Source organism: Kitasatospora sp. RG8 (assembly GCF_017813315.1).
Taxonomy (GTDB): Bacteria; Actinomycetota; Actinomycetes; order Streptomycetales; family Streptomycetaceae; genus Kitasatospora.
The window spans coordinates 354,782-378,791 of record NZ_JAGIYX010000003.1 but is presented as its reverse complement, the minus strand read 5'-3'; the positions used below and the strand labels follow the sequence as shown (position 1 = coordinate 378,791).

20 protein-coding genes are annotated in these 24,010 nt (G+C 75.1%); 13 read left to right on the top strand and 7 right to left on the bottom strand.

Features of this window, described 5'->3' with window-relative positions; translation table 11 throughout:
* The first annotated feature begins 48 nt into the window (after positions 1 to 48).
* The 7 genes from J5Y04_RS07015 to J5Y04_RS06985 all read left to right on the top strand — a co-directional run bounded on the left by J5Y04_RS07015 (position 49) and on the right by J5Y04_RS06985 (position 9,877).
* Positions 49 to 510 carry a DUF6325 family protein gene (locus tag J5Y04_RS07015; RefSeq protein WP_209410947.1) on the top strand — a complete coding sequence of 154 codons (462 nt, stop codon included), beginning with the start codon at positions 49 to 51 and terminating at the stop codon, positions 508 to 510.
* Positions 511 to 560: 50 nt separating this feature from the next.
* Positions 561 to 848: an SHOCT domain-containing protein gene (locus J5Y04_RS07010; RefSeq protein ID WP_209410946.1), complete on the top strand. Its 288-nt coding sequence runs from the start codon at positions 561 to 563 to the stop codon at positions 846 to 848.
* A 183-nt stretch (positions 849 to 1,031) separates the two neighbouring features.
* Positions 1,032 to 2,660 (top strand): MFS transporter, encoded by a 1,629-nt coding sequence (locus J5Y04_RS07005; RefSeq protein WP_209410945.1) that lies wholly within the window; start codon positions 1,032 to 1,034, stop codon positions 2,658 to 2,660.
* A gap of 282 nt (positions 2,661 to 2,942) precedes the next feature.
* Positions 2,943 to 6,065, top strand: coding sequence for a phosphocholine-specific phospholipase C (locus tag J5Y04_RS07000; RefSeq protein ID WP_209410944.1), 3,123 nt, complete (start codon positions 2,943 to 2,945; stop codon positions 6,063 to 6,065).
* Positions 6,066 to 6,394: 329 nt separating this feature from the next.
* Entirely contained in the window at positions 6,395 to 6,760 is a 366-nt protein-coding gene (locus J5Y04_RS06995) for a hypothetical protein (RefSeq protein WP_209410943.1), read from the top strand.
* A 171-nt stretch (positions 6,761 to 6,931) separates the two neighbouring features.
* Positions 6,932 to 9,133, top strand: a complete 2,202-nt coding sequence (locus J5Y04_RS06990; protein WP_209410942.1) for an MMPL family transporter — start codon at positions 6,932 to 6,934, stop codon at positions 9,131 to 9,133.
* A 228-nt stretch (positions 9,134 to 9,361) separates the two neighbouring features.
* Positions 9,362 to 9,877: a MarR family winged helix-turn-helix transcriptional regulator gene (locus J5Y04_RS06985; RefSeq protein ID WP_209410941.1), complete on the top strand. Its 516-nt coding sequence runs from the start codon at positions 9,362 to 9,364 to the stop codon at positions 9,875 to 9,877.
* A 39-nt stretch (positions 9,878 to 9,916) separates the two neighbouring features.
* Here the strand turns inward: J5Y04_RS06985 and J5Y04_RS06980 are convergent, their stop codons facing one another.
* Together J5Y04_RS06980 and J5Y04_RS06975 are read right to left on the bottom strand one after the other, a co-directional pair.
* Positions 9,917 to 10,081: a hypothetical protein gene (locus J5Y04_RS06980; protein ID WP_209410940.1), complete on the bottom strand. Its 165-nt coding sequence runs from the start codon at positions 10,079 to 10,081 to the stop codon at positions 9,917 to 9,919.
* 37 nt (positions 10,082 to 10,118) lie between these two features.
* On the bottom strand, positions 10,119 to 10,796 hold the full coding sequence (locus J5Y04_RS06975) for a hypothetical protein (protein ID WP_209410939.1): 678 nt from the start codon (positions 10,794 to 10,796) through the stop codon (positions 10,119 to 10,121).
* A 278-nt stretch (positions 10,797 to 11,074) separates the two neighbouring features.
* Here J5Y04_RS06975 and J5Y04_RS06970 point away from each other — a divergent pair, with 278 nt between their 5' ends.
* Positions 11,075 to 14,362, top strand: a complete 3,288-nt coding sequence (locus J5Y04_RS06970) for a hypothetical protein (protein WP_209410938.1) — start codon at positions 11,075 to 11,077, stop codon at positions 14,360 to 14,362.
* Between the two features lie 231 nt (positions 14,363 to 14,593).
* Here the strand turns inward: J5Y04_RS06970 and J5Y04_RS06965 are convergent, their stop codons facing one another.
* Positions 14,594 to 15,331, bottom strand: coding sequence for a TetR/AcrR family transcriptional regulator C-terminal domain-containing protein (locus J5Y04_RS06965; RefSeq protein WP_245204380.1), 738 nt, complete (start codon positions 15,329 to 15,331; stop codon positions 14,594 to 14,596).
* A 156-nt stretch (positions 15,332 to 15,487) separates the two neighbouring features.
* Between J5Y04_RS06965 and J5Y04_RS06960 the strand changes: the two genes are divergently transcribed.
* Complete coding sequence (locus J5Y04_RS06960) at positions 15,488 to 16,675, top strand: FAD-dependent monooxygenase (protein ID WP_209410937.1); 1,188 nt, start codon at positions 15,488 to 15,490, stop codon at positions 16,673 to 16,675.
* A 42-nt stretch (positions 16,676 to 16,717) separates the two neighbouring features.
* On the opposite strand, the gene J5Y04_RS06955 is transcribed toward J5Y04_RS06960, so the two are convergent.
* Positions 16,718 to 18,550 (bottom strand): hypothetical protein, encoded by a 1,833-nt coding sequence (locus J5Y04_RS06955; protein ID WP_307852974.1) that lies wholly within the window; start codon positions 18,548 to 18,550, stop codon positions 16,718 to 16,720.
* Between the two features lie 262 nt (positions 18,551 to 18,812).
* A complete protein-coding gene (locus J5Y04_RS06950) occupies positions 18,813 to 19,706 on the bottom strand; it encodes a DNA/RNA non-specific endonuclease (RefSeq protein ID WP_209410935.1) in 894 nt (297 codons plus the stop codon).
* 355 nt (positions 19,707 to 20,061) lie between these two features.
* On the opposite strand from J5Y04_RS06950, the gene J5Y04_RS06945 reads away from it, so the two are divergent.
* Both J5Y04_RS06945 and J5Y04_RS06940 read left to right on the top strand, forming a co-directional pair.
* Positions 20,062 to 20,694: a CBS domain-containing protein gene (locus J5Y04_RS06945; protein ID WP_245204379.1), complete on the top strand. Its 633-nt coding sequence runs from the start codon at positions 20,062 to 20,064 to the stop codon at positions 20,692 to 20,694.
* A 231-nt stretch (positions 20,695 to 20,925) separates the two neighbouring features.
* On the top strand, positions 20,926 to 21,576 hold the full coding sequence (locus J5Y04_RS06940) for a beta-glucanase (protein ID WP_209410933.1): 651 nt from the start codon (positions 20,926 to 20,928) through the stop codon (positions 21,574 to 21,576).
* A 153-nt stretch (positions 21,577 to 21,729) separates the two neighbouring features.
* Here J5Y04_RS06940 and J5Y04_RS06935 read toward each other — a convergent pair whose 3' ends face one another.
* Positions 21,730 to 22,101 carry a hypothetical protein gene (locus J5Y04_RS06935; protein ID WP_209410932.1) on the bottom strand — a complete coding sequence of 124 codons (372 nt, stop codon included), beginning with the start codon at positions 22,099 to 22,101 and terminating at the stop codon, positions 21,730 to 21,732.
* A 259-nt stretch (positions 22,102 to 22,360) separates the two neighbouring features.
* Here J5Y04_RS06935 and J5Y04_RS06930 point away from each other — a divergent pair, with 259 nt between their 5' ends.
* Entirely contained in the window at positions 22,361 to 22,669 is a 309-nt protein-coding gene (locus J5Y04_RS06930) for an SHOCT domain-containing protein (protein ID WP_245204378.1), read from the top strand.
* A gap of 147 nt (positions 22,670 to 22,816) precedes the next feature.
* On the opposite strand, the gene J5Y04_RS06925 is transcribed toward J5Y04_RS06930, so the two are convergent.
* Complete coding sequence (locus J5Y04_RS06925; protein WP_148640782.1) at positions 22,817 to 23,227, bottom strand: organic hydroperoxide resistance protein; 411 nt, start codon at positions 23,225 to 23,227, stop codon at positions 22,817 to 22,819.
* Positions 23,228 to 23,360: 133 nt separating this feature from the next.
* Here J5Y04_RS06925 and J5Y04_RS06920 point away from each other — a divergent pair, with 133 nt between their 5' ends.
* The gene (locus J5Y04_RS06920; RefSeq protein WP_209410930.1) at positions 23,361 to 23,957 is read left to right on the top strand and encodes a MarR family winged helix-turn-helix transcriptional regulator; all 597 of its coding nucleotides are present in this window, start codon (positions 23,361 to 23,363) and stop codon (positions 23,955 to 23,957) included.
* The last annotated feature ends 53 nt before the right edge of the window (positions 23,958 to 24,010 follow it).

Here is a 24,010-nt window from a genome sequence, read left to right as displayed (position 1 = left end):
CCTTGGTCCCCCACCCCGCCGACCGGACCTCACCCACCAGGAGCGGACGTGAGCAACGAACCCAACAACCCCCGGCAGCTCGACGAACCGGGCCCGATCGACTACGTGGTCGTCGAGTTCCCCGGCAGCCGCATGACCGGGGAGGGCATGCCCGCACTCGTCGACCTGGTCGACCGGGGCATCATCCGCATCCTCGACCTGACCTTCATCAAGAAGGAGGAGGACGGCTCGGTCTTCGGCCTGGAGCTCGCCGACGTGACCGGCGACGGCGAACTCGACCTCACCTTCTTCGAGGGCGTCTCCTCCGGACTCGTCGGCCAGGACGAGCTCGCCGAGGCCGGCGCCCTCATCGCACCCGGCGACTCGGCCGCGGTGCTCCTCTACGAGAACCTGTGGGCCGCTCCGCTTGCCGCGGCCCTGCGCCACGCCGGCGCCCGCATGATCGCGAGCGGGCGGGTGCCCGTCCAGGACGTCATCGAGGCGCTGGACGCGCTCGACGCCACGACCTGACCCGCCCGCCCCGGTTCCCCGTCCGCCCTTCACACCTGAGGCAGGAAGCCATGCCCGGACTACTTCGAGGAGTCGCACGGACCGCGGTCGTCGCGGGGACGGCGACAGCCGTGTCCAACCGCGTCTCGCGCCGTCAGGCCGGCCGCTGGGCCCAGCAGGAGGAGGCCCAGCAGCCCCAGTACGCCCAGCCGGCCGCCGCGCCGCCGCCCGCCGCGCCCGCGCCCGCCTCCATGGACGACAAGCTCGACCAGCTGAAGGACCTCGCCGCGCTCAAGGAGCAGGGCGTCCTGACGGAGGAGGAGTTCGCGGCGCAGAAGGCCCGCATTCTCAACGGCTGACCCCGCACCGACGCCTGAACGCCCCCGGCACGTCCGCGGTCCGTCCCCGGCACCCAGCCCCCGGCACGCAGCCCCGGCCCGTCCTCGGCGCGTGCCCGGGGAGGGTGCCGTGCGCGCCGGTCCGCGGAGCCTGTGCCGGGGGCGACGGAGGCCGTCCGGCCGTCCCCGACGCCTGGAGGAGCAGTGAACCGCTGGAAGGCCCTGGTCGTGCTCGGGACGGCCCAGTTCCTGATGGTGCTGGACGCCTCGGTCATGAACGTGTCGATCAGCCAGCTGGTCGAGGACTTCGACACCGAGGTCACCGCCATCCAGGCCGTCATCACCCTCTACACCCTGGTGATGGCGGCCTTCATGCTCACCGGCGGCAAGATCGGGGACATGTTCGGCCGCCGCCGCGTGTTCATCGTCGGCCTGGCCGTCTACGCGGTCGGGTCCGGGCTGACCGCGGTCGCCCCCACGGTGGGGGTGCTGGCCCTCGGGTGGTCGATCATCGAGGGGCTGGGGGCCGCCCTCGTGCTGCCCGCCCTGGCGGCCCTGGTCGCCGGGTCCTACAGCGGCCGCGACCGGGCCGTGGCCTACGGCGTCATCGGAGGACTGGCCGGCGCGGGCATCGCCGTCGGCCCGCTGCTGGGCGGCTGGGTCACCACCTACCTCACCTGGCGGCTGGTCTTCGCGGGTGAGGTCGTCCTCGTCGTGCTCATCCTGGTGTTCGTCCGCTGGATCCCGCGCCAGCCGCCGCCGGCCCACCGCATCCACCTCGACACGGTCGGCGCCGCGCTGTCGGCCGCGGGGCTGGCCCTGGTGGTGCTCGCCGTGCTGCAGAGCGGCACCTGGGGCTGGGTCCAGCCGAGGAACCCTCCGTTCACCGTGCTCGGGTTCGCGCCCACCCTGTTCGTCGTCGCGCTCGGCGGTGCGCTGCTGTACCTGTTCTTCCTGCACGAGCGCCGGACCGAGGCGCGGGGGCGGGAGCCGCTGGTCTCCCTGCACCACTTCGGCAACCGGGTCCTGCGCTCGGGGCTGGCGACGCTGTTCAACCAGAACACCGTCCTGCTCGGGCTGTTCTTCGTGATCCCGCTCTACCTCCAGGTCGTCCAGGGCCTCAACGCCTTCGAGACCGGTCTTCGGCTGCTCCCGGTCTCCGTCACGATGCTCGTCGCGTCGATGTGCGGCACCCGGTTGCTGCGGATCGCCTCGCCCCGCACCATCGTGCGCGGCGGGCTGCTGGTCCTGCTCGCCGCGACGCTGTGGCTCATCGCGGCCATCGAGCCGGACCTGCACGGCGCCTCGTTCGCCGGGTCGATGGCCCTCCTCGGCCTCGGCATGGGGATGCTCGCCTCCCAGCTGGGCAACACGGTGCAGTCCAGCGTCCAGGAGGGGGACCGCAGCGAGGCCGGCGGTCTCCAGTACACCGCGCAGAACCTCGGCTCCTCGCTCGGGACGGCGCTGATCGGCGCCATCCTCATCGGCTCGCTGGCCGGCGCCGTGACCACCCGGATCAACGAGGACCCGCGCATCTCCGACGCGGTCGCCGGGCAGTCGGCCGTCCGGATCGAGGCGGGTCTCTCGTTCGTGCCGGCCGACGACGTGGCGACGGCACTGGCCAGCCAACCGGAGATTCCCCCGCAGGAGGCCGCCGCCCTGGTCGAGAGCTACCAGAGCGCGCAGATCACCGGCCTGAAGGCCGCGGTGCTCGCCTGCAGCGGGATCACCGCCGCGAGCTTCCTGTTCACGGGCGGGATCCCGGCCGGTCGACCCGAGCGCGTGGTGCGGGTGCGGCGATCCGTCACCGGTCCGCCGGAGCGGCAGGGCTGACCTGCGGGGAGACCGGGGCCGACGGCAGGCCCGACCTGCGGGGAGGCCCGGGCCGACCGCCCGGGCCCGGGCCCGGGTCGTGCGGCTCGCGGCAGCGGCCGGGCCGAGGGGCGTTCCGTACCCGCCGGACCGTCAAGTTGTCTGGACAGCTTGGGGTCGACGGGCCGTCACCGACCCGCCATCCAACACGCCGGTGCCGTCCACCTCGGCCACGTACACATAACGGGTCTGGGCCGAACACAGCCCCCGCCCAGCGTCCGTGACCGAGGAGCCACCCCCCCGATGAGTCCGATGCCCGAACTGTCGCGCCGCACCCTGCTCGGCGGCGCGGCGGCGGCCGCCGCGCTGTCCGCCCTCCCGCTCAGCGTGCGCGAGGCGCTGGCCGCGCCCGCCCGGCCCGGCAAGCTGGCGGACATCCAGCACGTCGTGGTGTTCATGCAGGAGAACCGCGCGTTCGACCACTACTTCGGCACGCTGCCCGGCGTGCGCGGCTTCGGCGACCGGACGGCGGTGCGCGGGGTCAACGGGCGCTCGGTGTTCCACCAGCCCGACCCGGGCCGCAAGGAGGGCCACCTGCTGCCGTTCCCGATGAACGCCGCGCACACCAACGCCTACCAGCAGGGCGCCCCCGCGTTCGGCTTCGTCGACTCGATGAAGGCCTGGAACGACGGCCTCGCCGACGGCTCGGTCACCCGCCGCTCCGGGGGCTGGCTCGGCCAGGGCTACTACGAGCCCGCCGACATGCCGTTCTACAACGCGCTCGCCTCCGTGTTCACCACCTGTGACGCCTACTACGCGTCGGTGCAGTGCAACACCAACACCAACCGCGACCACCTGATGACCGGCACCAGCGGCGGCACCGTGCGGGACATCCCGGTCACGGACAACACCGAGATCCCCGGCGGGTACGAGTGGACCACCTACGCCGAGCGGCTGGAGCGGGCCGGCGTCAGCTGGAAGACCTACCAGGCGCTGGACAACTTCGACGACAACGCGCTCGCCTGGTTCGCCCCCTTCGTCAGGGCCAAGCCGGGTGAGCCGCTCCACGAACGCGGCATGCGGGCCGTCGGCGACCCGGCGAAGAAGAACGACCCCTTCGCGATGGGCGACGCGCTCGTCGAGGCCTTCGCCGCCGACGTCCGGGCCGACCGGCTGCCCCAGGTCTCCTGGCTGGTCGCGCCCGCCGCGCTCTCCGAGCACGCCGACCACGCGCCGCCGAACGGCGAGCACCTGACGGCCCGGCTGCTCGCCGCGCTGGCCGCCAAGCCGGAGGTCTGGGAGAAGACCGTCTTCATCCTCAACTACGACGAGCACGGCGGCTTCTTCGACCACCAGCTGCCGCCCGTCCCGCCACTGGCCACCGGGCGCGGCAAGTCCACCGTCCCCGTGGACGGCGAGGTGGTGGTCCGGGTGGGCAAGGGCGGCTCGACGTACCACCGGGTGGTGAGCCAGGACGGCAAGTACCGCGTGAAGGCGGCCGACGGCTCGCTCGGCTGGTCCGACACCCTGCCCGCCGGGGAGACCCTCGTCTCCGGCCCGTACCCGATGGGCCTCGGCGTCCGGGTGCCGATGACCGTCGTCTCGCCGTGGACCCGCGGTGGCGCGGTCGACTCCACCGTCTACGACCACACCTCGGTGCTGCGCTTCCTGGAGAAGCGCTTCGGCGTCGAGGAGCCCAACATCAGCCCCTGGCGGCGCGCCGTCTGCGGCGACCTCACCAACGTCTTCGACTTCTCCGGCGAGAACCCGGTGTGGCCGCAGCTGCCGGACACCAGCGGCAACCGGCAGAAGGTGGTCGACACCGGAAAGCTGCCCGCCCCGACCGTGCCCGGCCCGCAGGTCTTCCCGCAGCAGCAGCGCGGCACCCGCACCGCCCGTCCGCTGCCGTACGACCTGCTGGTCAAGCCGAGGCTGAAGGGCGACGAGCTGACCCTGGACCTCATCAACCAGGGCCGCCAGGGCGCCGTCCTCGCCGTGTACCCGGCCCCCGGCACCGCCCCGCGGCACTACACCGTGGGCGCCAGGTCCCGCCTCTTTGACGTCTGGAAGGTCGGCCCGGAGGGGTACGACCTCCGCGTGCACGGCCCGAACGGCGCGCTCTGGCACCTGCGCGGGGACGCCGCCTCCGCCTACGAGGTCTCGCTCTCCGAGGAGCAGAACGGCAGGGTGCTGGAGGTGGACGTGATCAACCGCTCGCGCACCGCCCAGACGTTCCTGGTCGGCGACCTCGCCTACGGCGACGGGCTGCGCGAGGTCCGGGTCGCGGCCGGCGACGACAGGACCGTCAACGTCAAGGTCGGCCCCGAGGGCTGGTACGACGTCGTGGTCGGCGTCCGCGGTGACCTCGGCTTCCGCCGCCGGATCGCCGGGCGCTTCCCCTGGGACGGCGAGCGCCTGCGGACCGACCCGGCGATGGGCCTGGCCGACCCGCTCGCCCTCGACGTCACCCTCAGGGCGGCCTCCGCCACCATCGACGAGGCGATCCTGCTGCCCGGCCGTCCGGCCCGGGTCTCCGCCCGGTTCACCGCCACCGCCGCGCTCACCGCGGTCGAGGCGCAGCCGGTCGTCCCGCCCGGCTGGACGGTCGCCGCCGTCACCGCCCCGCCCGCCTCGCTCGCCGCCGGCGCGACCGCCACCGCCGAATGGGACGTCACCCCGCCCGCCCAACTGCCCGAGGGGGCCACCCACCGCGTCCTGGTCACCGCCCGCGCCCTGGCCGGCGACCGCTTCGCCCTCGCCGACGGCGAAATCGCCGCCCGTACCGCCCCCGTGATGGCCGGCCACCTGCTCGGCGAGGACTTCGAGTCGCTGGCCGGCGCGCTCCGGCCGCTCGACGGCGTACTCGGCTGGACGCCGCAGGCGCCGCAGGGCTGGTCGGTGGTCAACGCGCCGGCCATGCCGCAGGGCACCACCCGCCTCCAGGGCTGGACCTTCCACACCAAGCGCGCCTGGTCCACCCCGGCCGGCCAGGACCGCGGCAACTTCACCCGCGGCCTCGGCATCCTCGCCGTCGCCGACCCGGACGACTGGGACGACACCGGCTCGCCGTCCCGCAAGGGCGTCTTCGACTCCACCCTCGTCTCGCCCGCCGTCCCGATCCCGGGCGGCACCGGCACCCTCCACCTCGCCTTCGACTCCCACTACCGCCAGGAGGCCCCGCAGAAGGCGGCCGTCACCGCCGTCTTCGACGACGGGACGGAGAGCCGGCTGGTCTTCTACAGCAGCGACGCCGCCGGCAACGACAACGCCGGCAAGGACGTCCAGAACACCTTGGTCACCAGGCAGTTCGCCGTTCCGGCCGGCGCCCGCACGGTGACCCTGAAGTTCCGCATGTACGACGCCGGCAACAACTGGTTCTGGGCCGTGGACCACGTCCGCCTCGGCACCCGGCCGATCACCGCGTGACACCCTCCGGGGAGTCTCCGGCCCGCGCCCCCGATCGGCCCGCGCCCCCCGATCGGCCCGCGCCCCCCGATCGGCCCGCGCACCCGATCGGCCTGCGCACCCCGCCGATCGGGGGGTGTTCCCCCGCTGGTCGGGGGGCGCATTGCCGCCGATCGGGGGGCGCGTACCGGAGTGCGCGGCCCTGGGCGTGCGGGCCGGAGCGCGGGGGAGCGGATTTGCGCCGCATGATCGTCGGATCGGGCTGGAAAGCCGCTGTGCGTGGACGCTCCGTCACGCCAGGATGACTCATCGACGCGGACACGCTGCGTCAATGAGAGGAGCCGCATCCCATGAGCCGCCTCCGGGCCGTCGCCCTGACCCTGGGCTGTACCGCCGCCGCGCTGACCATGACGATGACCACCGCGCACGCCGCGCCCGGGGACACCACGAACATGTGCGGGTCCACGCTCACCCCGAGCGGCTTCGTCGACGTGCAGTGGTGGAACAGCGCGGCCTGCGGCTCCGGCTTCAACCCCAACTCCAAGCAGGTCAAGCAGCTCACCGGCCTCCCGGTCGGCACCGTGGTCAACGCCTGCGCCTCCACCTGGCCGCCGGCGGGCTGGACGATCGTCAGCTCCTTCTACAGCTCCGGCTGCAACTACTCGGCCGTGCCCAGCTTCAACAACAACTCCTGGCAGCTGAAGCGCGTCTCCTGACCTGCCGGCCCCTTCCGGACAGCCGCCGCCGCATCCCCGACCCCGGTCGGGGATGCGGCGGCGTTTTGCGCCCCACCGACCGGTGGCCCGCCCGATCTCGCAATTCTCTCAATCATTGAGATATATGATGCGACCGACCGTGACCGGCCCCGCCACGAAGGGCGCACCACCATGCTCACCGGGAGTCCCACCGGCAGCCCCACCGCCCGGCGCCGGGCCCGCCTGCTGGTCCCGCTCGCCCTGCTGCTCGTCTGGCTCGGCCTCGGCGGGGCCTTCGGCTCGTACGCGGGGAAGCTCACCGAGGTCGCGACCAACGACCGGGCCGCCTTCCTGCCGCGCAGTGCGGAGTCCACCGAGGTGGCACGGCTCGGCCAGGAGTTCCAGACGGCGGCCACGCTGCCGGTGATCGTGGTCTGGGAGAGCCGCACCGGGGCCCTCGACGATGCGCAGCGCGCCGCGGCCGCGCAGGCGCTGCGCGAGGCGGCGACGGTCCCCGGCGCCACCGGGCGGGTGTCGCCCGCCGTGCCGGCCGAGGACGGCCGCGCCCTCCAGGGCGTCGTCCAGCTCCGGGCCGACCTCGGGCGGCAGACCGGCGACACCGTCCGCGCCGTGCGCGCGCTCGCCGACCGGGTGCCGGACGCCACCGTCGGCCTGGCCGGTCCGGCGGCGATCGCGGCCGACCTCGGCAGCGCCTTCGCCGGGATCGACGGACTGCTGGTCGGCGTCGCCCTCGGCGTGGTGCTGCTGATCCTGCTCGTCGTCTACCGCGCGGTGCTGCTGCCGCTGCTGGTGATCATCGGCGCGGTCCTCGCCCTCGGAATCGCCTGCGCCCTGGTCTACCTGCTCGCCGACCACGGCCTGGTACGGGTGGACGGTCAGGTGCAGGGCCTGCTGTCGATCCTGGTGATCGGCGCGGCCACCGACTACGGGCTGCTGCTCTCCGCCCGCTTCCGCGAGGAACTGCACCTGCACGGTGACCGGTTCGCCGCGATGCGCACCGCGTGGCGGCAGTCCGTCGAACCGATCGCCGCCTCCGGGGCGACCGTCGCCCTCGGCCTGCTCGTCCTGCTGCTCTCCGACCTCACCAACAACCGGGCGCTCGGGCCGGTCGGCGCGATCGGGATCGGCTGCGCGGTGCTCTCCGCGCTCACCTTCCTGCCGGCCGTGCTCGCCCTGCTCGGCCGCGCCGCCTACTGGCCGGCCCGGCCCGCCGCCGACGGGCGCGCCCCGGTGCACGCGGTCTGGCAGCGGGTGGCCTCGCTGGTGGGACGCCGGCCGCGCGCCACCTGGGCGGCGAGCCTGGCGGTGCTCGCGGCGCTGGCCGCCTTCGCGCCGACCCTGGACTCCGGCGGTGTGCCGCAGAGCGAGCTGTTCATTAAGGAGCAGCCCTCGGCGGCCGGGCAGCGGCTGCTCTCCGCGCACTTCGCGGGCGGCTCCGGCAATCCGGCCGTCGTGCTCGCCGCGGCCGGGCAGGCCGAGGCGGTGGCGGTCGCGGCGGCCGTCCCCGGGACGGCCGGCGTCCGGCCGTACACCGGCGCTCCGCAGGGCGCCCAGGCGGGCGGTGCGGCGGGTAGTGGGCAGGGCGCCCAGACCGGGGGTGCGGCGGGCGGTGCGGCGGGCGGCGTGCCCGAGGTGGTGGACGGGCGGGTCCGGCTGGACGTGACGCTCGCCGACCCGGCCGACAGCGACGAGGCCATCGCCACCGTGCAGCGCCTGCGCCAGGCCGTGCACGCCGTGTCCGGCGGGGACGCGCTGGTCGGCGGGTACACCGCGCAGCAGTACGACACCCGGGTCACCGCGGAGCGCGACCGGTCGCTGATCATGCCGGTGGTGCTGCTCTGCATCCTCGCGGTGCTCGTCCTGCTGCTGCGCTCGCTGCTGGCGCCCGTGCTGCTCGTCGCCACCGTCGCGCTCTCCTACCTGGCCACGCTCGGCGTGAGCGCGGTGGTCTTCCCGCACGTGTTCGGCTTCACCGCCACCGACCCCTCGGTGCCGTTGTACGGGTTCGTGTTCCTGGTCGCCCTGGGAGTGGACTACAACATCTTCCTGATGACCCGGGTCCGCGAGGAGGCGCAGCGGGTCGGCACCCGGGAGGGGGTGCTGCGCGGGCTGACCGCGACCGGCGGGGTGATCACCTCGGCCGGGGTGGTGCTGGCCGCGACCTTCGCCGCGCTCGGCGTGATCCCGCTGGCGTTCCTCGCCCAGATCGCCTTCATCGTCGCCTTCGGCGTGCTGCTGGACACCCTGCTGGTGCGGTCGCTGCTGGTGCCCGCGCTGGTCCGCGACCTCGGGGACCGGGTCTGGTGGCCCGCCCGCCCGGCCCGGCTGACGGAGCGTCCGGCGCTGCCGGAGCAGGTCGGCGAGCGGGTCTGACGGCGCCGGACACCGGCGGGGGCACGGCGTAACCGGGGCGGCGGGGCACGCCGTCGGTGGGTGCGCCCTGGCTGGGTGCCCCGCTGGTGGGTGTCCCGCCGGTGGGTGCGCCATCGGTGGGTGCGCCATCAGTGGGTGCGCCGGGGCGCGTTGCCCCGTGCGCGCGCCGTCGGCGAGCGCCGCCGGTTAGGCTGAACGGGTCAGCACGCCGTGGACGAGCCGGAGCAGATGACCTTGCCGGAGCAGGAGCCGAGTACGACCCCGACCATTCCGACGGCGGCCGACACGCCGGCGTTCGGGCGGCTCCTCCAGGACCTCGCCTCCGAGCTGCACCTGCTCGGCCACGGCTTCGCCGCCGCCAGCGGCCTGCACGCCACCGACGTCCAGGCGCTGCTGGCCGTGATGCGGGCGGCTCCCGGGAAGGACGGCGGCCCCGGCGGGGTCACCCCCGGCCGGCTGCGCGAGGAGCTGGCCCTCACCTCGGGCGCGGTCACCGCGGTCCTGGACCGGCTGGAGCGGGCCGGGCACATCCGGCGCACCCGGGACGCCGCCGACCGCCGGCAGGTGCTGGTGCAGTACCTGCCGGGCGCCGGGCGGATGGCCGCGGACTGGTTCGCGCCGGTGGCACGGCGGACGGAGACGGTACGCGGCGAGTTCACGGCGGCGGAGCTGGCCGCGGTGGCCCGCTTCCTCGGCCGGATCACCGGCGAGCTGGAGGAGCTGCGGCACTCGCGCGAGCCGTGACCCCGGGCGCGTCCGGCCGGGCCTGAGCCGGAGGAAGCGTCAGCGGCAGCGGCCGAGGCGGCCGACCGCCGGCGGCGGGTGTCCGATGTCGGTGTCGACGTACTCGAGGTACTCGTACTCGTCGTGGAGTCTGCTGAAGAGCTCGCCCGCTGCCGCGTGGTCCGCCGGCCGCTCGCCCTCCCGCACCGCACGGTCGTCACTCATGCCCGCGATGACACACGGCGACGGCACCCGAGGCAGGTCAGACGGGTGTGATCGGCTCCGCACGGGTGAGTTCCACCCACCGGGTCAGCTCGTCGGCGTGGCTGGCCTCGGCTGTCGCCGCCGCGACGGCCGCGACGGCCTCGGGCGACGGCTCGCCGCCGCGGAAGAGCAGGGCAAGCGGCCAGGCCGGAATGCTCGGCTGCCCGCCGTCGAACGGGCTCCAGCACCAGGGAGCGTCGAACCTCCACGCCCGCCCGTCGCGGTCGACGACCTCATCGCCGGTTTCCAGGAACGCGAATGGGCGGAAGAGCAGTTCGAGCCGGAACGGCACACCGCCGACCGGGTCGATCTCGTAGCCCTGCTCGTCGAGCCCGGCGTCATAGGACTCGCCCTGCCGTAGGACGTCGAGGTGGGTCGCAGGTCGTGGCAGCCAGCCGGTCTCCAGGGGCGGATCGAAGTGGTGGACCGCCAGGACGTGCACCACGGTTGCCGGGATCCCCACCAGGCACCGGTCGCCGGCCTTCAGCGTGTCCTCCGCCGGCTTCGTCCGGAAGTACTCGCTCTCCCGGTCGTGGTCCGCAGACGTCGGAAGAGCCACGTCGCCGTTCCACTCGATCCCGTCGGCCGCAGTGTCGATCTCCCACCACGGCCATCGCAAGGAGACGTGGAACCGGGAGACGCCGGAGACCGTGGCCTCGGTGAACGGGCATTCCATCCTCAACACGTCACCCGGCCGGTACCGAACACCTCCGGCATCGGCACCGCGAGTGTCGGCCCCGGCCGGTTCCGCCTGACTGTCCACGGTGCCTCCCTGAGTGCGGGAAGCGATCATTCCAGAGCCGGGAAGCGATCCACGCCGCGGGTGACCCGGGTGCTGCCCGCCCCGGCCGGGCCGACCAGCCCGCCGCAACGGCTGAGGGTCCGGTCGGTTGCGGGGAAGGCCCGGGGATAATCGGGTGCGGAGCCGGTGCCGGGGCGGCAGAATCGTCGGCGATGCTTCAGCTCACCGCCGATCGGCTGCTGGCCGATGTCGAGTCCTTGCCCCATGCCCTGCGCCTGCGCGAGGTCGCCCGCGCCGCCCACCGTCTCGCGGAGCAGAACCAACTTGCTCCCCTCCTGGACGAGTTGGCCACCCGTGGCCCGTACGAGCAGCGGATCGCCGCGCTCGCTGCCCTGGCCGGAAGACAACTCCCTTACCTGTCTAACCGGTTGACCGACCCCGATTCGGTGGTGCGCCGCTACGCCCACCGGGCCGTGCGTGAACTCCCCCTGCCGGACGCGGTGGTGGAGGAGGCCGTCCGCAGCGCCCCGACCGCGGTCCGGGACGAGCTGATCCGCGCCGTCCTGAAGGCCGGCCGGACGACGGTGGCCGAGCGGCTGGTGCCCGTCGCCCGGGAGCGGTGGGGATCCGCCGAGGCGGGGCGGCTGCTGCCGGTCTGCTCACCCGCGTTCGTGGCGCGCGAACTGCCCGGCCTGGCCCATGCCGTCACCTTCACCCGGTCGCTCGGGGAGCGTCACCCGGCGGCGGTGCTGGACGAGGCGGAGCGCCGGCTCGCCGAACTGCCCCGCGCGGAGCGGGCGGGATTCTGGCGGCAGAACGCCGTCGGGCTGGGCGCCGCCGCCGGCCGGCTGCCCGGGAGGGCATTGGATCTGCTGGAGCGTCACCCCGCCACGCAGTACCGGCCGACCTTCCCCGCGCCGTTGCGCGACAGGTTCGCGGCCTTGGCCGCCGTCGACCCGGAGCGGACCGCCCGGGTGCTGGTGGCCGCCGGGTGGGGTCGGCATGACTCGGTGCTGCGGCCCGCACTCGCCCGTCGGCTGGCGGCGGCTCCGCTGCCGCTCCTCACCGAACTGGCCCACCGCAGCCCCGCCGACCACGCGGCGCTGTCGCGCCAACTGCCGCCGGCCGCCCGGCTCGCGCTGCACGATGCGGTGGTGGCCGTGTCGAAGACCTACCCCCGCGGGTACTCCGGCGAGGTGATGGCCACCCTCCCCGCGCCGGAACGGATCGCCCGGGCGCGGGCCCGGCTGGCCGAGGACCCCGAGGCGCTGGACCTGCTCGTCCACCTCCCTGCGGCCGAGGCGCTGCCCCGGCTGCTGGCGGAGACCAGGACGGCGGAGTCCTGGGAGCGGGGCTACGCCTGGGGCGAAGTGGTGGTGCAGGCCGCACAGTCCGGCACGTCGAGCGCGGTCCGGGAAGCCCTGGTCCTGCTCCAGCGCCTGCGGAACGAACAGGACCCGGTACGGGCCGAGGCCCTGGCGGAGGTCGCCGCCGTACCGTCGAAGCTCTTCGAGGACGACGCGGCCGGACTCCTGGCGCGCCTCACCGAGGACGCGCTGACCGCGCGCGACTGCTCGCCGTACACCCGGACCCAACTGGCCCTGCTGGCCTGCTCCGTGCTGGCCGAGAACGCCGGTGGCACAGCCCGCGAGCTGGTCGGGTGGGCCGTCCGCACGATCGAAAGGACCGCCCCGGCCGCACCGACCTTCCCGCGGGAGCGGCAGGCGGCGGTGGCGGCCGAGCTGCGGCCGGCGCTGGAGCGGTCGACCACGCTGCTGCTCGGGTTCGTCGACGGACTGCATCCTGCTTCACGTCGACTCCCTCTGCTGGTGGAGCTGTTGGAGCGCGTGGCGGCCGATGACCGGGAGTTCGGACGGGCGGTGACCCACCTGCTCGCCGACGCCACCACCCGTGGGGAACGGGTGGCCCGTCTGGTCGGGGTCGGGCCCGCCGTCGCCGCGCTCCCGGCCGTGCAGGCGGTGCTGACCCGGGAGCGCACCGATCTGCTCGGCCCGCTGCTCGCCTCCGGGAGCAGTACGCCGGGCGGACCCGCCCCGGTGCCGCTCGACCTCAGCGCCGCCGACCGCTGGACGGACCGTCAGGTACGGGCGGCCGCCGAAGCGGTGGCCCGGAGGGTGGACGACACCACCGCGCCGCCCGAGCAGCGGACCGCCGCCCTCCGGGCCGCCGCGCACCTGCCCGGCCACGGCCGGGACCTGTTGCTCCGGTACACCGACTCCACCGACGTGGTGCTCTCCGAGGCCGCCCTCGCCGCGCTGCCCTGGACGGCCCGGCCCGCCGAGGCGCTGCCCGTGCTGCTCGGGTACGTCGGCGACTCGCGCGCCCGGGTCGCGGTGTACGCGGCCGCCCGCGCCGCCCGGTTCACCCCGGCGGACGAGCTCGGCCCGGCCCTGGCGCGGATCGTGACCGACCCGAACGCCAAGGTGACCAGCCGCAAGCAGGCCGTCCGGCTCGCCGCCGCCCACCTGCCACTGCCCGAGGCGACCGCGCTCCTGGAGGCGGCCTACCGGGCCCCGGAACAACACCAGGACGTGCGGCGGGTGGTGGTGGAGCAGGTGGTGGCCCGGCCCGCCGACCTCCCGCTCTGGGACGTGCTGACGGAGATCGCCGAGGGCGCCTCCGAGCTGCGGACGGTGCTCGCCGGGGAGCTCCGCCCGGTCGCACTGCCGGCGAGCGAACGCCGCCGCTACGCGGAACTGGTCGGCCGGCTGGCCCTCGCCGAGGACGGCCCGCTGGCCTCCATGGGTGCGGGGAAGCTCGCGGTGTGGGGGCGCTACGCCCCGGAGGCGGTGGCCGCGATGGTCCCCGTGGTCACGGACCTGGCCGAGCGGGAGCGATGGCGGCCCGCCGCGCGGGCGCTGAGTGCGATCGCCTGGTCCGATGCACCGCACCCGCTCGGCGGCGTCGCCCCGGGGAGCCTGCTGGAGCAGACCCTGAGCCGCCTGATCGAGGCCGTCCGGGCCGGCGGGCCGGCGGACGACGAGGGCCGGGACGAGGCGGCCCGGCAGCGGATCGCGGAGTTCGGCGGCGGGTACTTCTACCTCACGGAAGCGACGGCCGAAAGCCGGGCGAGGGCCCGCGCCGTGGCCGCCCTGCTGATGACCGAGCCGTCCCTGGTCCCGCTGGCCGTCCCTCGGTTGTGGCACGCCATCGACCTGAACTCCGCGGCCCTTGGTAAGGAACTCGGCGAGCTGGCAGCCGTGTTGTCGGATCGCCCGCTCCTCGCCGGCAAGGTGGCCGAGGAGCTGCGCCCGGACGACGCCCGGACGCCGCCGGGGGAGCACACGTCGGCGGCCGTCCGCCGGTTGACGCAGGACGGCGGCCTGGCCGCCGGGCTGTTCGCGGTCAGGCTGGTGGCCGTGTACGGCCCCGGCCAACAGTGGTCGGCACAGTGGCGGGCGGCCCTGCACGCCCTGCGTCGGCATCCGCAGGCCGATGTCCGCGATCGCGCCCTGAGCATCTGGACCGCCAAGGAGTGACGTTCCGTCAGGCTCGCCACGCCTGGGACGTCATGATGGCGCCCTGTCGGCACCGGCCGTCCAGGCCCGACACCGACCGTCCGGACCGGCCGTCCCGGCCCGACACCGACCGTCCGGACCGGCCGTCCCGGCCCGACACCGACCGTCCGGACCGGCTTTCGACCCGTCGTCGGGCGGTGGGGACGGAGGCCGTCCGGGTACGGGCGTCACCGCACCCGGCCCGCCACGGGATCAGCCGTCGGCCACTGCACGGCGGCCCTGCCGGCGGGTGATCAGCGCGTCCAGGCCGTCGAGGATGCGCTCCAGGCCGAACTCCAGGGCCTGGTCCCGACCGTCCGGCGCCGCCATGGCCGACGCGAGCGCCGGGAAGCGCTCGGCGTGTTCCCGGACCAGTCCGCCGAGGACGGCCAGCAGCTGCGCCTCGGGATCGCCGGCGGGGCCGGCGGCCCGGGCCTGCTCGGCGATGCCGCGGACGTGGCCGGCCAGCAGGACGGCGGCGTCCATCCGCTCCGGTCCGGTCAGCCCGTTGCCGTCCAGCGCGGCCACCACCCGCTCCAGCCAGGCGAGTTCCCTCGGGCCCGTCATCCGGGGGCCGACCGTGGCATCCAGCAGCCACGGGTGCGTACCGAAGGCCTTGGTCAACTGGTAGGCCCAGTCCCGCAGTTGGCTACGCCAGTCGGGTTCGCCGGGGGTCTGGGAGGGTGCGCCAACCGCCTCCTCGACCATCAGCGCGACCAGCTCCGCCTTGCCCGGCACGTAGCGGTAGAGCGACATCTTCGTGTAGTCGAGCAGCCCGGCCACCCGCTGCATCGAGACGGCGCCTAGCCCCTCCGCGTCCGCGATCTCGATGCCCGCCCGGGCGATCCGCTCCAGGGTGAGGGTCGGCTTGGGTCCCCGGGTCGGCTTCGGGTGGGGGCCCCAGAGCAGCCGTGCCGTGTCGACCACCCCGCCGCCGGATCCGTTGCTCAATTCCCGCTCCCGTCCTGCCTCCGGCCTGCCCCTTGCCGAACCGTCCAACTGTGTCTACCGTACACAGCGGCAATCAGTGTCCGCCAGACACAGTTTCGTCGCTGGGCCCCGGGGGCCTCGGCGGGCGGCGTCGGCCCTCATCGGACGGAGTGGTTCATGGGTACGAAGGTCCTCATCTCGGGTGCGAGCATCGCCGGCCCCGCGCTGGCCTACTGGCTGGGGCGGTACGGCTTCGAGCCCACCGTCGTCGAGCTGGCCGCCGCACTGCGCGGCGGCGGCCAGGCCGTCGACTTCCGCGGCGAGACCCATCTGACCGTGCTGGAGCGGATGGGCCTGCTGGAGGAGCTGCGCCGGATCGGCACCGGTGGCAGCCCGATGAGCTTCGTCGACCGGCGCGGCCGCCAACTGCTCCACCTCCCGGCCGACTTCGCGGGCGGCGACGTCGAGGTGCCGCGCGGCGAGCTGGCCCAGGTGCTGTACCGGCACAGCCTGCCCACCACCGAGTACGTCTTCGGCGACTCCGTCACCGCGCTGGAGGAGACGCCCACCGGCGTCCGCGCCGGGTTCCGGCACGGCGCCCCGCGCGAGTTCGACCTGGTGATCGGGGCGGACGGGCTGCACTCCAACGTCCGCCGGCTCGCCCTCGGCCCCGAGCGGCGCTACGTCCGCCACCTCGGGTACTACGCCGCGACCTGGCAACTGCCCAACGACCTGGGACTCGCCCCCGGCTCCGTCGGCCTCAACGTGCCCGGCCGGCTCGCCGCCGTCGGCGCGGACCACCGCGACCCGGCCAGGGCGGGCGCCTTCTTCCTCTTCGCCTCGCCCGAACTCGCCTACGACCGGCACGACGTCGGGCAGCAGAAGGCGCTGGTCCGGGACGCCTTCGCGGGCCTCGGCTGGCAGGTGCCCCGGCTGCTGGAGAGCCTGCGCGAGGCCCCCGAGCTGTACTTCGACTCGATCAGCCGGGCTGACGTACCCGCCTGGTCCACCGGCCGGATCGCCCTCGTCGGGGACGCGGCCTGCGGCGCCACCATCGGGGGCATGGGCACCGGAACCGCCGTCGTCGCCGCGTACGTCCTGGCCGGCGAACTCGCGCGCGCCCGCGGCGACCACCGCACCGCCTTCACCCGGTACGAGAACGCCGTCCGCGGCTACGCCGAGGGCTGCCAGAAGGGCGGCGACCGCACCGGCCCCTTCCTCGCCCCGGGCACCGCGGCCGGACTGCGGGTGCGGAACGGGCTGCTGGGGCGGAAGTGGATCATGAACAGGATGTTGGAGCTGGGCAGGAAGGTCAGCAGCACCATGGAACTGCCCGACTACGAGGCGGAGACGGCCATCCGTTGACCGGCTCGCCGGGAGTCCACCCGGGCGGTGCGACCAGGACGCTCACCGCATCGGCGTGATCCGGGTGCCGCCGTCCAGCACGGCCTCCACCGAGACGGTGGCCCGGGCGGGCCGTTCGACCGCGAGGGTGTGGTCCGGCACGGGCCGGTCGGCCGTCCAGTCCGGGCCCTTGGCGGTGATCCGGGCCACCCGGCGGCTGCCCGCCGCCAACAGGAACTCGGTGCCCTGCGGGGAACGCCACCACGTCGAGCCGACGGTGTCCTGCTCGAACCGGCTGCACGCCCGCCCCGGCCCGCCCCCGGTGCGTTGCGGACCGCGGGCCCCCGGCAGCAGGACGGCGGTGGCGGCGCTGCCCTCGCCGTTCCAGCGGTCCGCCCGCAGGCAGACCCACGACGCCGTGCCCGCGTTCTGCGGCAGCTGCTGCACGGCGAACGTCCAGAGGTCGAGCCGCTTGACCCCGGGCGTGCCGTCCGGCACCGCGCAGCCGCCGCGCGCCCAGGCCTGCAGGGCGTCCGGGGTGACGGCCTCGCGCGGCTCCGGGGCCGGCTGGGTGCGGTCCGGCGGCGGGGTGTAGCCGAGATGGGCGGGGACGAGCCCGCCGAGGTCGGCGAGCAGGAAGGCGTACCTCTCGGCGATCACGGGGGAGGAGCGCACCTGGAGCACGGCGGCGCCCCGGCAGTCCGCGAGCGGCCCGGCCGGGCTGCCGGCGGCGGACGCGGCCGGCGCCGCGGCCGTCACGCCGTCCGCTCGGTCCAACGGCTTGGCGGGCGCGTCCGGCTGGTCGATCCGGCGGACGTCGGCCGCCTCGATCCAGGGCGCGAGCAGGTAGCGCGCGGAGGTGCCCTGCCGGCGCAGCACCACCGCGCCCGCCGTGGTGACGGAGGAGTCGTCGGCACGGGCGAGGTCGAGCCCGCCACCGTGTCCGTCGGTGTAGCGGGCGATCCGCCCGCCGTCGTACAGCACCACCACGGCCGTGCCGTCGACCGTGCCGGCGAACAGCAGTTGCGGCGTGCCGGTGGGCGGGGCGGTGGTGGTGCCCGGTTCGGCCCTGGTCTGCGGGCCGGGCCGGCCGGCCTGTGCCCAGGCGGTGAGCGCCCGGCCGAGCAGCGCGGTGTCGTCACGGCGGTCGCCCCGGGCCGGCCAGGCGGAGAAGTCGACCCGGGCGGTGTGCTGCCACTGGTCCGGTGCCACCCGGACCAGCCGGGCCGGATCGGGAGCCGCCCCGGCCGGCGGCACGGGGAGCGGGTGGGTGGCGTGTGGGCCGCTGTCCGGAGGACCGGACAGGACGGCGGCCGTGGTGGTGAGCGCCAGCGCCGCCACCGCGAGCGAGGCGCCGAGCGCCCGGCGGCGGCGCAGCAGGTCGGTCGCCTGGACGCGGACGGCACAGGGGTCGAAGGCGGGCGGGTCCGGCTCGGCGGCAACGGGGAGCTCCCCGGCCCGGCCGACCGCCCGGGCCGGCTCGTCCGCGCCCGCCCGGCGCAGCACCTCCTCGGCCTGCCCGGGCGTGAGGCGTTCCCCGGCCAGCAGGGCGAACGCTGCCCGCGCGGGTGCGTCCAGGGCGGCCAGCGCCCGGTCCAGCGCCGCGTCCGCCTCCGCGCCGCCCGGGGTGAACAGCCGCAGCCCCCAGACCCGGGGCGCGAGCAGCCGGTGCGCGGGCCGCGGGCGCAGTGCGGCCCGCAGCACCCGCAGGCGGAGGGCGGCGTACACCGGGTCCTCGTCCGGGACGGCGGGGGCGCCCGGGCCGGCCGGGCGGCTCCAGCGCGACGGCAGGGCACGCTGCACGGCCGCGTGCGCGGCGAGGACCCGGCTGTGGCGGTCCCGGTCGGCAGGCAGGGCCAGGTACGCCAGCCGGACCAGCCGGCGGTAGTGGCGCACGAGCGCCGCCTCGGCCTGCGCCACAGGGTGCGCGGGCGCGCCCTGTGGCGATGGTCCGGCCGTCCGTCCTGCCAACGCGTCCTCCCCGGGTTTGCGTGCTGCGGTGGTGGACGGTCCAACGAGTCGATCATGTGATGGTTGCGCCGTTCGGGGAGACGCCGCCCCGGCGGGCCCCGCGGAGCCGCCCGGCGGGCGGGGTCGGGCGGGCACGCTCGGGCGGGGCGGCCGCGCGGAGCGTGGCAGGCGTTCGCCGTCGGGCCCGTCAGCGGGGCGGCCCCAGGACGATGTCCTCGTGCCGCCCCAGCGGCCGCCACCGGTCCGGTCCGGGCTCGGCCCCCGGGGTGGTCGGCGCGGGGGACGGGGGAGCGGGCAGCAGGTCGACCGCCGGGAGCGGCCCCAGGTCGAGCGCGGTGATGTCGGCGACGTCGCTCACGGGTACCTGGAACGTCCGGTACGCGCCCAGAGGCGGCGGCTGGTCGGCGGCCTCCGCCGCCGCGAGCGCGGCCGAGGCGTTCGGCAGGTCCGGGCTCTGGTCGAGCACGTACGCGGTGGCGGCCAGCGCGCCGTCCTGGAGGAAGGCGACGACCTTCCAGAACGCCAGCGGGATCCGCACCTTCCGGTAGACCGGGTCGGCGGGCCGCAGCACCGGGCCGGTCAGCACGACGAGCTTGCGGTCGAACGTCGCCGCGTGGGTGAGCAGGAAGTCCTCCAGGCCCGCCCAGAGTTGCTTGCCCTGGTTGAAGGCGGCGTGCTGGGGAGCCGCGTTGGTGAAGTGGAAGGTGTCGGCGTTGGCGGCCCGCACCTCCGCGTCGTCGCCCCAGACGGGGTCGAGCCGCCGGACCAGGTGCCCGCGGTCGAAGTCGTTGTCGGCGTACAGCGCCTCGCCGACCTGCTGCGCCTCCGGGACGCGGGGATCGAGCCGCCACTGGCCCTCCCGCTTGAGGTCGACCAACCGGCCGCCGTCGATCCCCACGGCCGTTGCGGCGGCGAGCCTGCGGTCGGGCCGCAGCAGGACCGTGAAGTGCGTGTACGGGAGCGTGACCAGGGCGATGTCCGGGTCGGTGGGGTGCGGCAGCGGGACGATCGGGCCGAGGAAGGCGGGGTCGTAGCCGGCCTGCCCGTCCGGCTGCGCGGGGTCGGGGAATGGGCTTGTCATGCCTCGACCTCTACCGGTCTCCGCCACGCCGCGCCGCGTCGCCTACGCCACCCGGGGCGGGGCGGGGCGGTGAGCACGGTGCGGGCGGGCCGCGTGGCATGGGCAGCGCGGGCGGGGCACGCGGTGCAGGCCGTGGGGAGAGGTGCGGTGCGGGGTGGTGGGGGCCTGGCGGCGGGCCGTGAGGGCGGTGTGCGGCGGGCAGGGCCGTTGGTCCCGGATTTTCAGCCCCTTGGCCTCTGGCGGCGCGAGGGGCCAGGGGCGATGCTCCAGGTACCCGGCCGGCCGATGGTCGCCCGGCCGACATCGCTGACGGACGAGGTGAACCGGCGTGCGGCATGCCACCGTCGAATCTGTGATGACCAGCCCTGCGGTCCTGGTCGCGCCCGAGACCGGCTTCCGGGAGATCGTCGCCCTGCTGGCCGAGTACGACATCACCGGCGTGCCGGTGGTGGACGAGGACGGCCGGCCGTTGGGCATCGTGTCGGAGGCGGACCTCCTGCTCACCCTGGCGGCGCAGGAGGACCCGGGCAGTCTGCTGCCGGCCCCCGAGCTGCCCCGCAGCGGGCCGGGCGGCGCCGTCACCGCAGCCGACCTGATGACCGGGCCGGCCGTCTGCACCACCCCCGGCACCAGCGTGGTCGCCGCCGCGCGGATGATGAGCCGGCACGCGGTGAAGCGGCTCCCGGTGCTGGACGCGGAGGGCCGGGTGTCCGGGATGGTCAGCCGGGGCGACCTGCTGCGGGTCTTCCTGCGCGAGGACCGGGTGATCCGGCGGGAGATCGTCGAGGAGGTGCTCGGCCGGGTCGAGGGCGTCAGCCCCGCCGAGGTGGGCGTGGAGGTGGACCAGGGCCGGGTGGTGCTCAGCGGCACCGTGCCGGAGCCGTACCTCGTGCCGATCGTGCTGAACCTGTGCCGCTCGGTGGACGGCGTCGTCTCGGTCACCGACCGGCTCGGCAGCACCGGCGCGGCGCCGGCTCCGGTCGGCTGACCACGGAGGGCCCCGGCGGGCCGGGTCGCCGGCCGGTTCGCTGATCGGTTCGCTGATCGGTTCGCTGACCAGGGCGGGCGAGGGCCGGCCGGGCGGCCGGCCGGTTGCGGTGCGTTCCCGGCGGCGGACCCGGAGGATCCGCTTCGCATACTGCGGAGCGTACCGGGTAAGTCACTCTGTGTACCGGTCGGCATCGGGTCGCCGGTACCCAGGGGCACCGGGGAGGCGGCCGTGGCAGTCGTGTTCGACGCGGACTTCACTTCGACCAGGCAGTGGACGGCGGGCCGCAGCAGCGCCTATCCCCGGATGGGGCCGACCAACCGGGGCGACCACAAGCTCGACTTCCTCAGCCGGGCCTACTGCCCCGGCGGGGTGTTCGCCGCCACCCGGCGGCGCGACGGGGAGCTGTGGACGTGCAACCTGCTCACCACCGAGGGGAGCCCGGAAGGCTTCCAGGTCCGCACCGGCGACGTCATCGCCGCCCGGGTCACGCTCCCGGTCGAGCTGGGCGCCTGGCCCGCGATCTGGACGTGGCGGGACGGCGGCAACGAGGTGGACCTCTTCGAGTACCACCCCGACCACCCGGACCTGCTGGAGATCTCCAACCATGTCCGGGGCGGCTTCCGGTACTGGCACGGCGCCGGCGCCGGTATAGCCCCGGGCGCGACCTTCGACCTGCGCACCGTGCTCGGCGCGTACTCGGTGGACTGGTTCGTCAACGGCACGCTGGTGCACGCGGACCGGCGCGGGGTGGGCCCGGACTGGCACGCGTACCTGATCGTCAACCTCTCGGTGGCGGACGGCACCTACCACGACCGACCGCCGCTGAACGGGCCGGACCGGCTGAGCTGGGTCTGCCACAGCCTGCGGGTCGAGCGCTGACGGCGGCGGCCTTCGCCGGGGCCGCCCGGCCTCGGGCGTCCGACCACGGGTGTCCGATCTCGGGCGTCCGGCCTGGGGTGTCCGGCCTGGGGTGTCCCACCTCGGGCGTGCGGCCCCGGGGTCCGGGTTCGACGCCGGGGTCGGGTGCCCGCTTCAGGCGTCCGGTGGGAACGTCGCGGTGATCATGCCGCGCGGGCCGCTGCGCTGGAACCAGACCACCCGGCGGTGCCGGCCGATGAAGGCGGGGTGCGTGACGTAGAGGTCGTCGCGCGGGGCCTGCTCGTTCCCGGGGGCCAGGGCGGCGTCGAGCGCGTCGCCGGCGATGGTGCGCAGCAGCGCGTGCGCGGTCGCGGTGGCCGCGGAGGGGGCGATGGCGAGGGCGGTGAGCTCGTCCCAGAGGCGGGTCGAGACGTAGCTGATCGGCGAGAGGCCGAGCGCCGGGTGCGGGTGACCGTCCTCGTACCGGCGCAGCACCCCGGCCGCGACGAGCCGCTCGCGGTCGTCGGGCGGCGGGTGGTGGTCCATGACCCGCAACGCTACCCCGGTGGGCCCGGCCGGCGGAGCGGGAGGCCATTTCCGGGCATTCTCAGACAATCCTCAGGTTCGCCCGGTCGTTTCCGGGCGCACGATGGTGAGTGAGGCGCCGTGGTAGCCGGGGCGCCGCGTCGGGCGGGGGGCGACGGTCACCTCGGCGGCTCCGGGCGGGCCGGACGAGGAGGTCGTGATGAGGAACTGGTACGGGCACGGTCACGGTCATGCCCTCAGTGGCTGGGGAGTGGGGGTGATGGTGATCCTGATGTTGCTGGTCCTGGCAGTCCTGGTGCTGACGGCCGTCGCGCTGGTCCGCCACCTCTCGCGGACGTCGAAGCCGGCGCCGCCCGCTGTCTGGGGCCCGGGCGGGGTCGGACCGGTCGGGCCCGGACCGACGGGGGTCGATCAGGGCGGGGCGGCGCCGCCGACGGCGGAGCAGGTGCTCGCCGAGCGGTTCGCGCGGGGGGAGATCGACGCCGACGAGTACCGCCACCGCCTGGACACCCTGCGCGCGGCTGGCGGCTCGGCCGGCCCGGGTGGTCCGCCCACGCCGACGGCCTGAAAGCGGCCTGAATCGACGGCCTGACTCGGCGGTCTGAATGGACGGCCTGAACCGACGGAGGCCCGCCGCGCAGTCGCGCGGCGGGCCTCCGTCACGCCCGGGTCCCGTGGGTGGCGGGCTCACCGGGGGCTGTCATCCCGGACGTCGTTACTCGACGACGAGCTCGACCGGGATGTTGCCGCGGGTGGCCCGGGAGTACGGGCAGACCTCGTGCGCCTGCTTGACCAGCAGCTCGCCGGCCTCGCCCGCGAGCGCGTCCGGCAGCTCGACACGCAGGACCACCGCGAGGCCGAAGCCGGCGCCGTCCTTGCCGATGGAGACCTCGGCGGTCACCGAGATCTCGCCGGTGTCGACCCGCGCCTGCCGGCCGACCACGCCCAGGGCGCTCGCGAAGCAGGCCGCGTAGCCGGCGGCGAACAGCTGCTCGGGGTTGGTGCCCTGCCCGTTGCCGCCGAGGGCGGGCGGCATCGCCAGGGCGAGGTCCAGCCGGCCGTCGGAGCTGACGGTGCGGCCCTCCCGGCCGTTCGCGGTGGCCACTGCGGTGTAGAGCGCGTCCATGGGTCCGTTTCCTTCCGTCCTGCGTCGGTCGTGCTTCTGCGTCCGGCGGCCGGGGCCGCCTTCCGGGCTCAAGTAGAGCACGCAATTGAATTGCGCACAACTGAATGGTGCATGCGGCCGGTACGATGGGGCCATGGCCAAGCCCCCCGAGACCGTCAGCCCGGCGTCGACCGACCCGGACCCGCTCCGCGACGAGGAGCTGCTCCGCCTCGACCAGCAGATCTGCTTCTCGTTGAACGCCGCCTCGCGCGCCTTCGGCGGCGTCTACCGGGTGCTACTCAAGGACCTCGGTCTCACCTACCCCCAGTACCTGGTCATGCTGGTGCTCTGGGAGCACGGCGAACTGCCCGTGAAGCGGATCGGCGAGCACCTGCGGTTGGACTCCGGCACCCTCTCCCCGCTCCTCAAGCGGCTGGAGGCGGCCGGCCTGGTGCGCCGCGAGCGCAGCCCCGAGGACGAGCGGTCCGTCACCGTCAGCCTCACCGGCAGCGGGCTGGCCCTGCGTGAACGGGCGGGCCTGGTGCCGCGCCGGCTCCTCGCCGCGACCGGCCTCCCGGTCGAGGACCTCGCCGCCCTGCGTTCCCTGCTGGACCGCGTCACGGGCGCGCTCGACTCGGCCGTCCTGGTCGACGACGGCGCCGAGGGCAATGACGGCAGCGAGGGCAGCGAGGGCAGTGTCGGCAGCGAGGGCAATGGCGGCATCAAGGCCGTCAAGGGCATCCAGGGCTGAGTGCGGCCCCCGGCCCGGTGGGCCTCCGGCGCTCGGTCGGGCCGGAGTTTTGA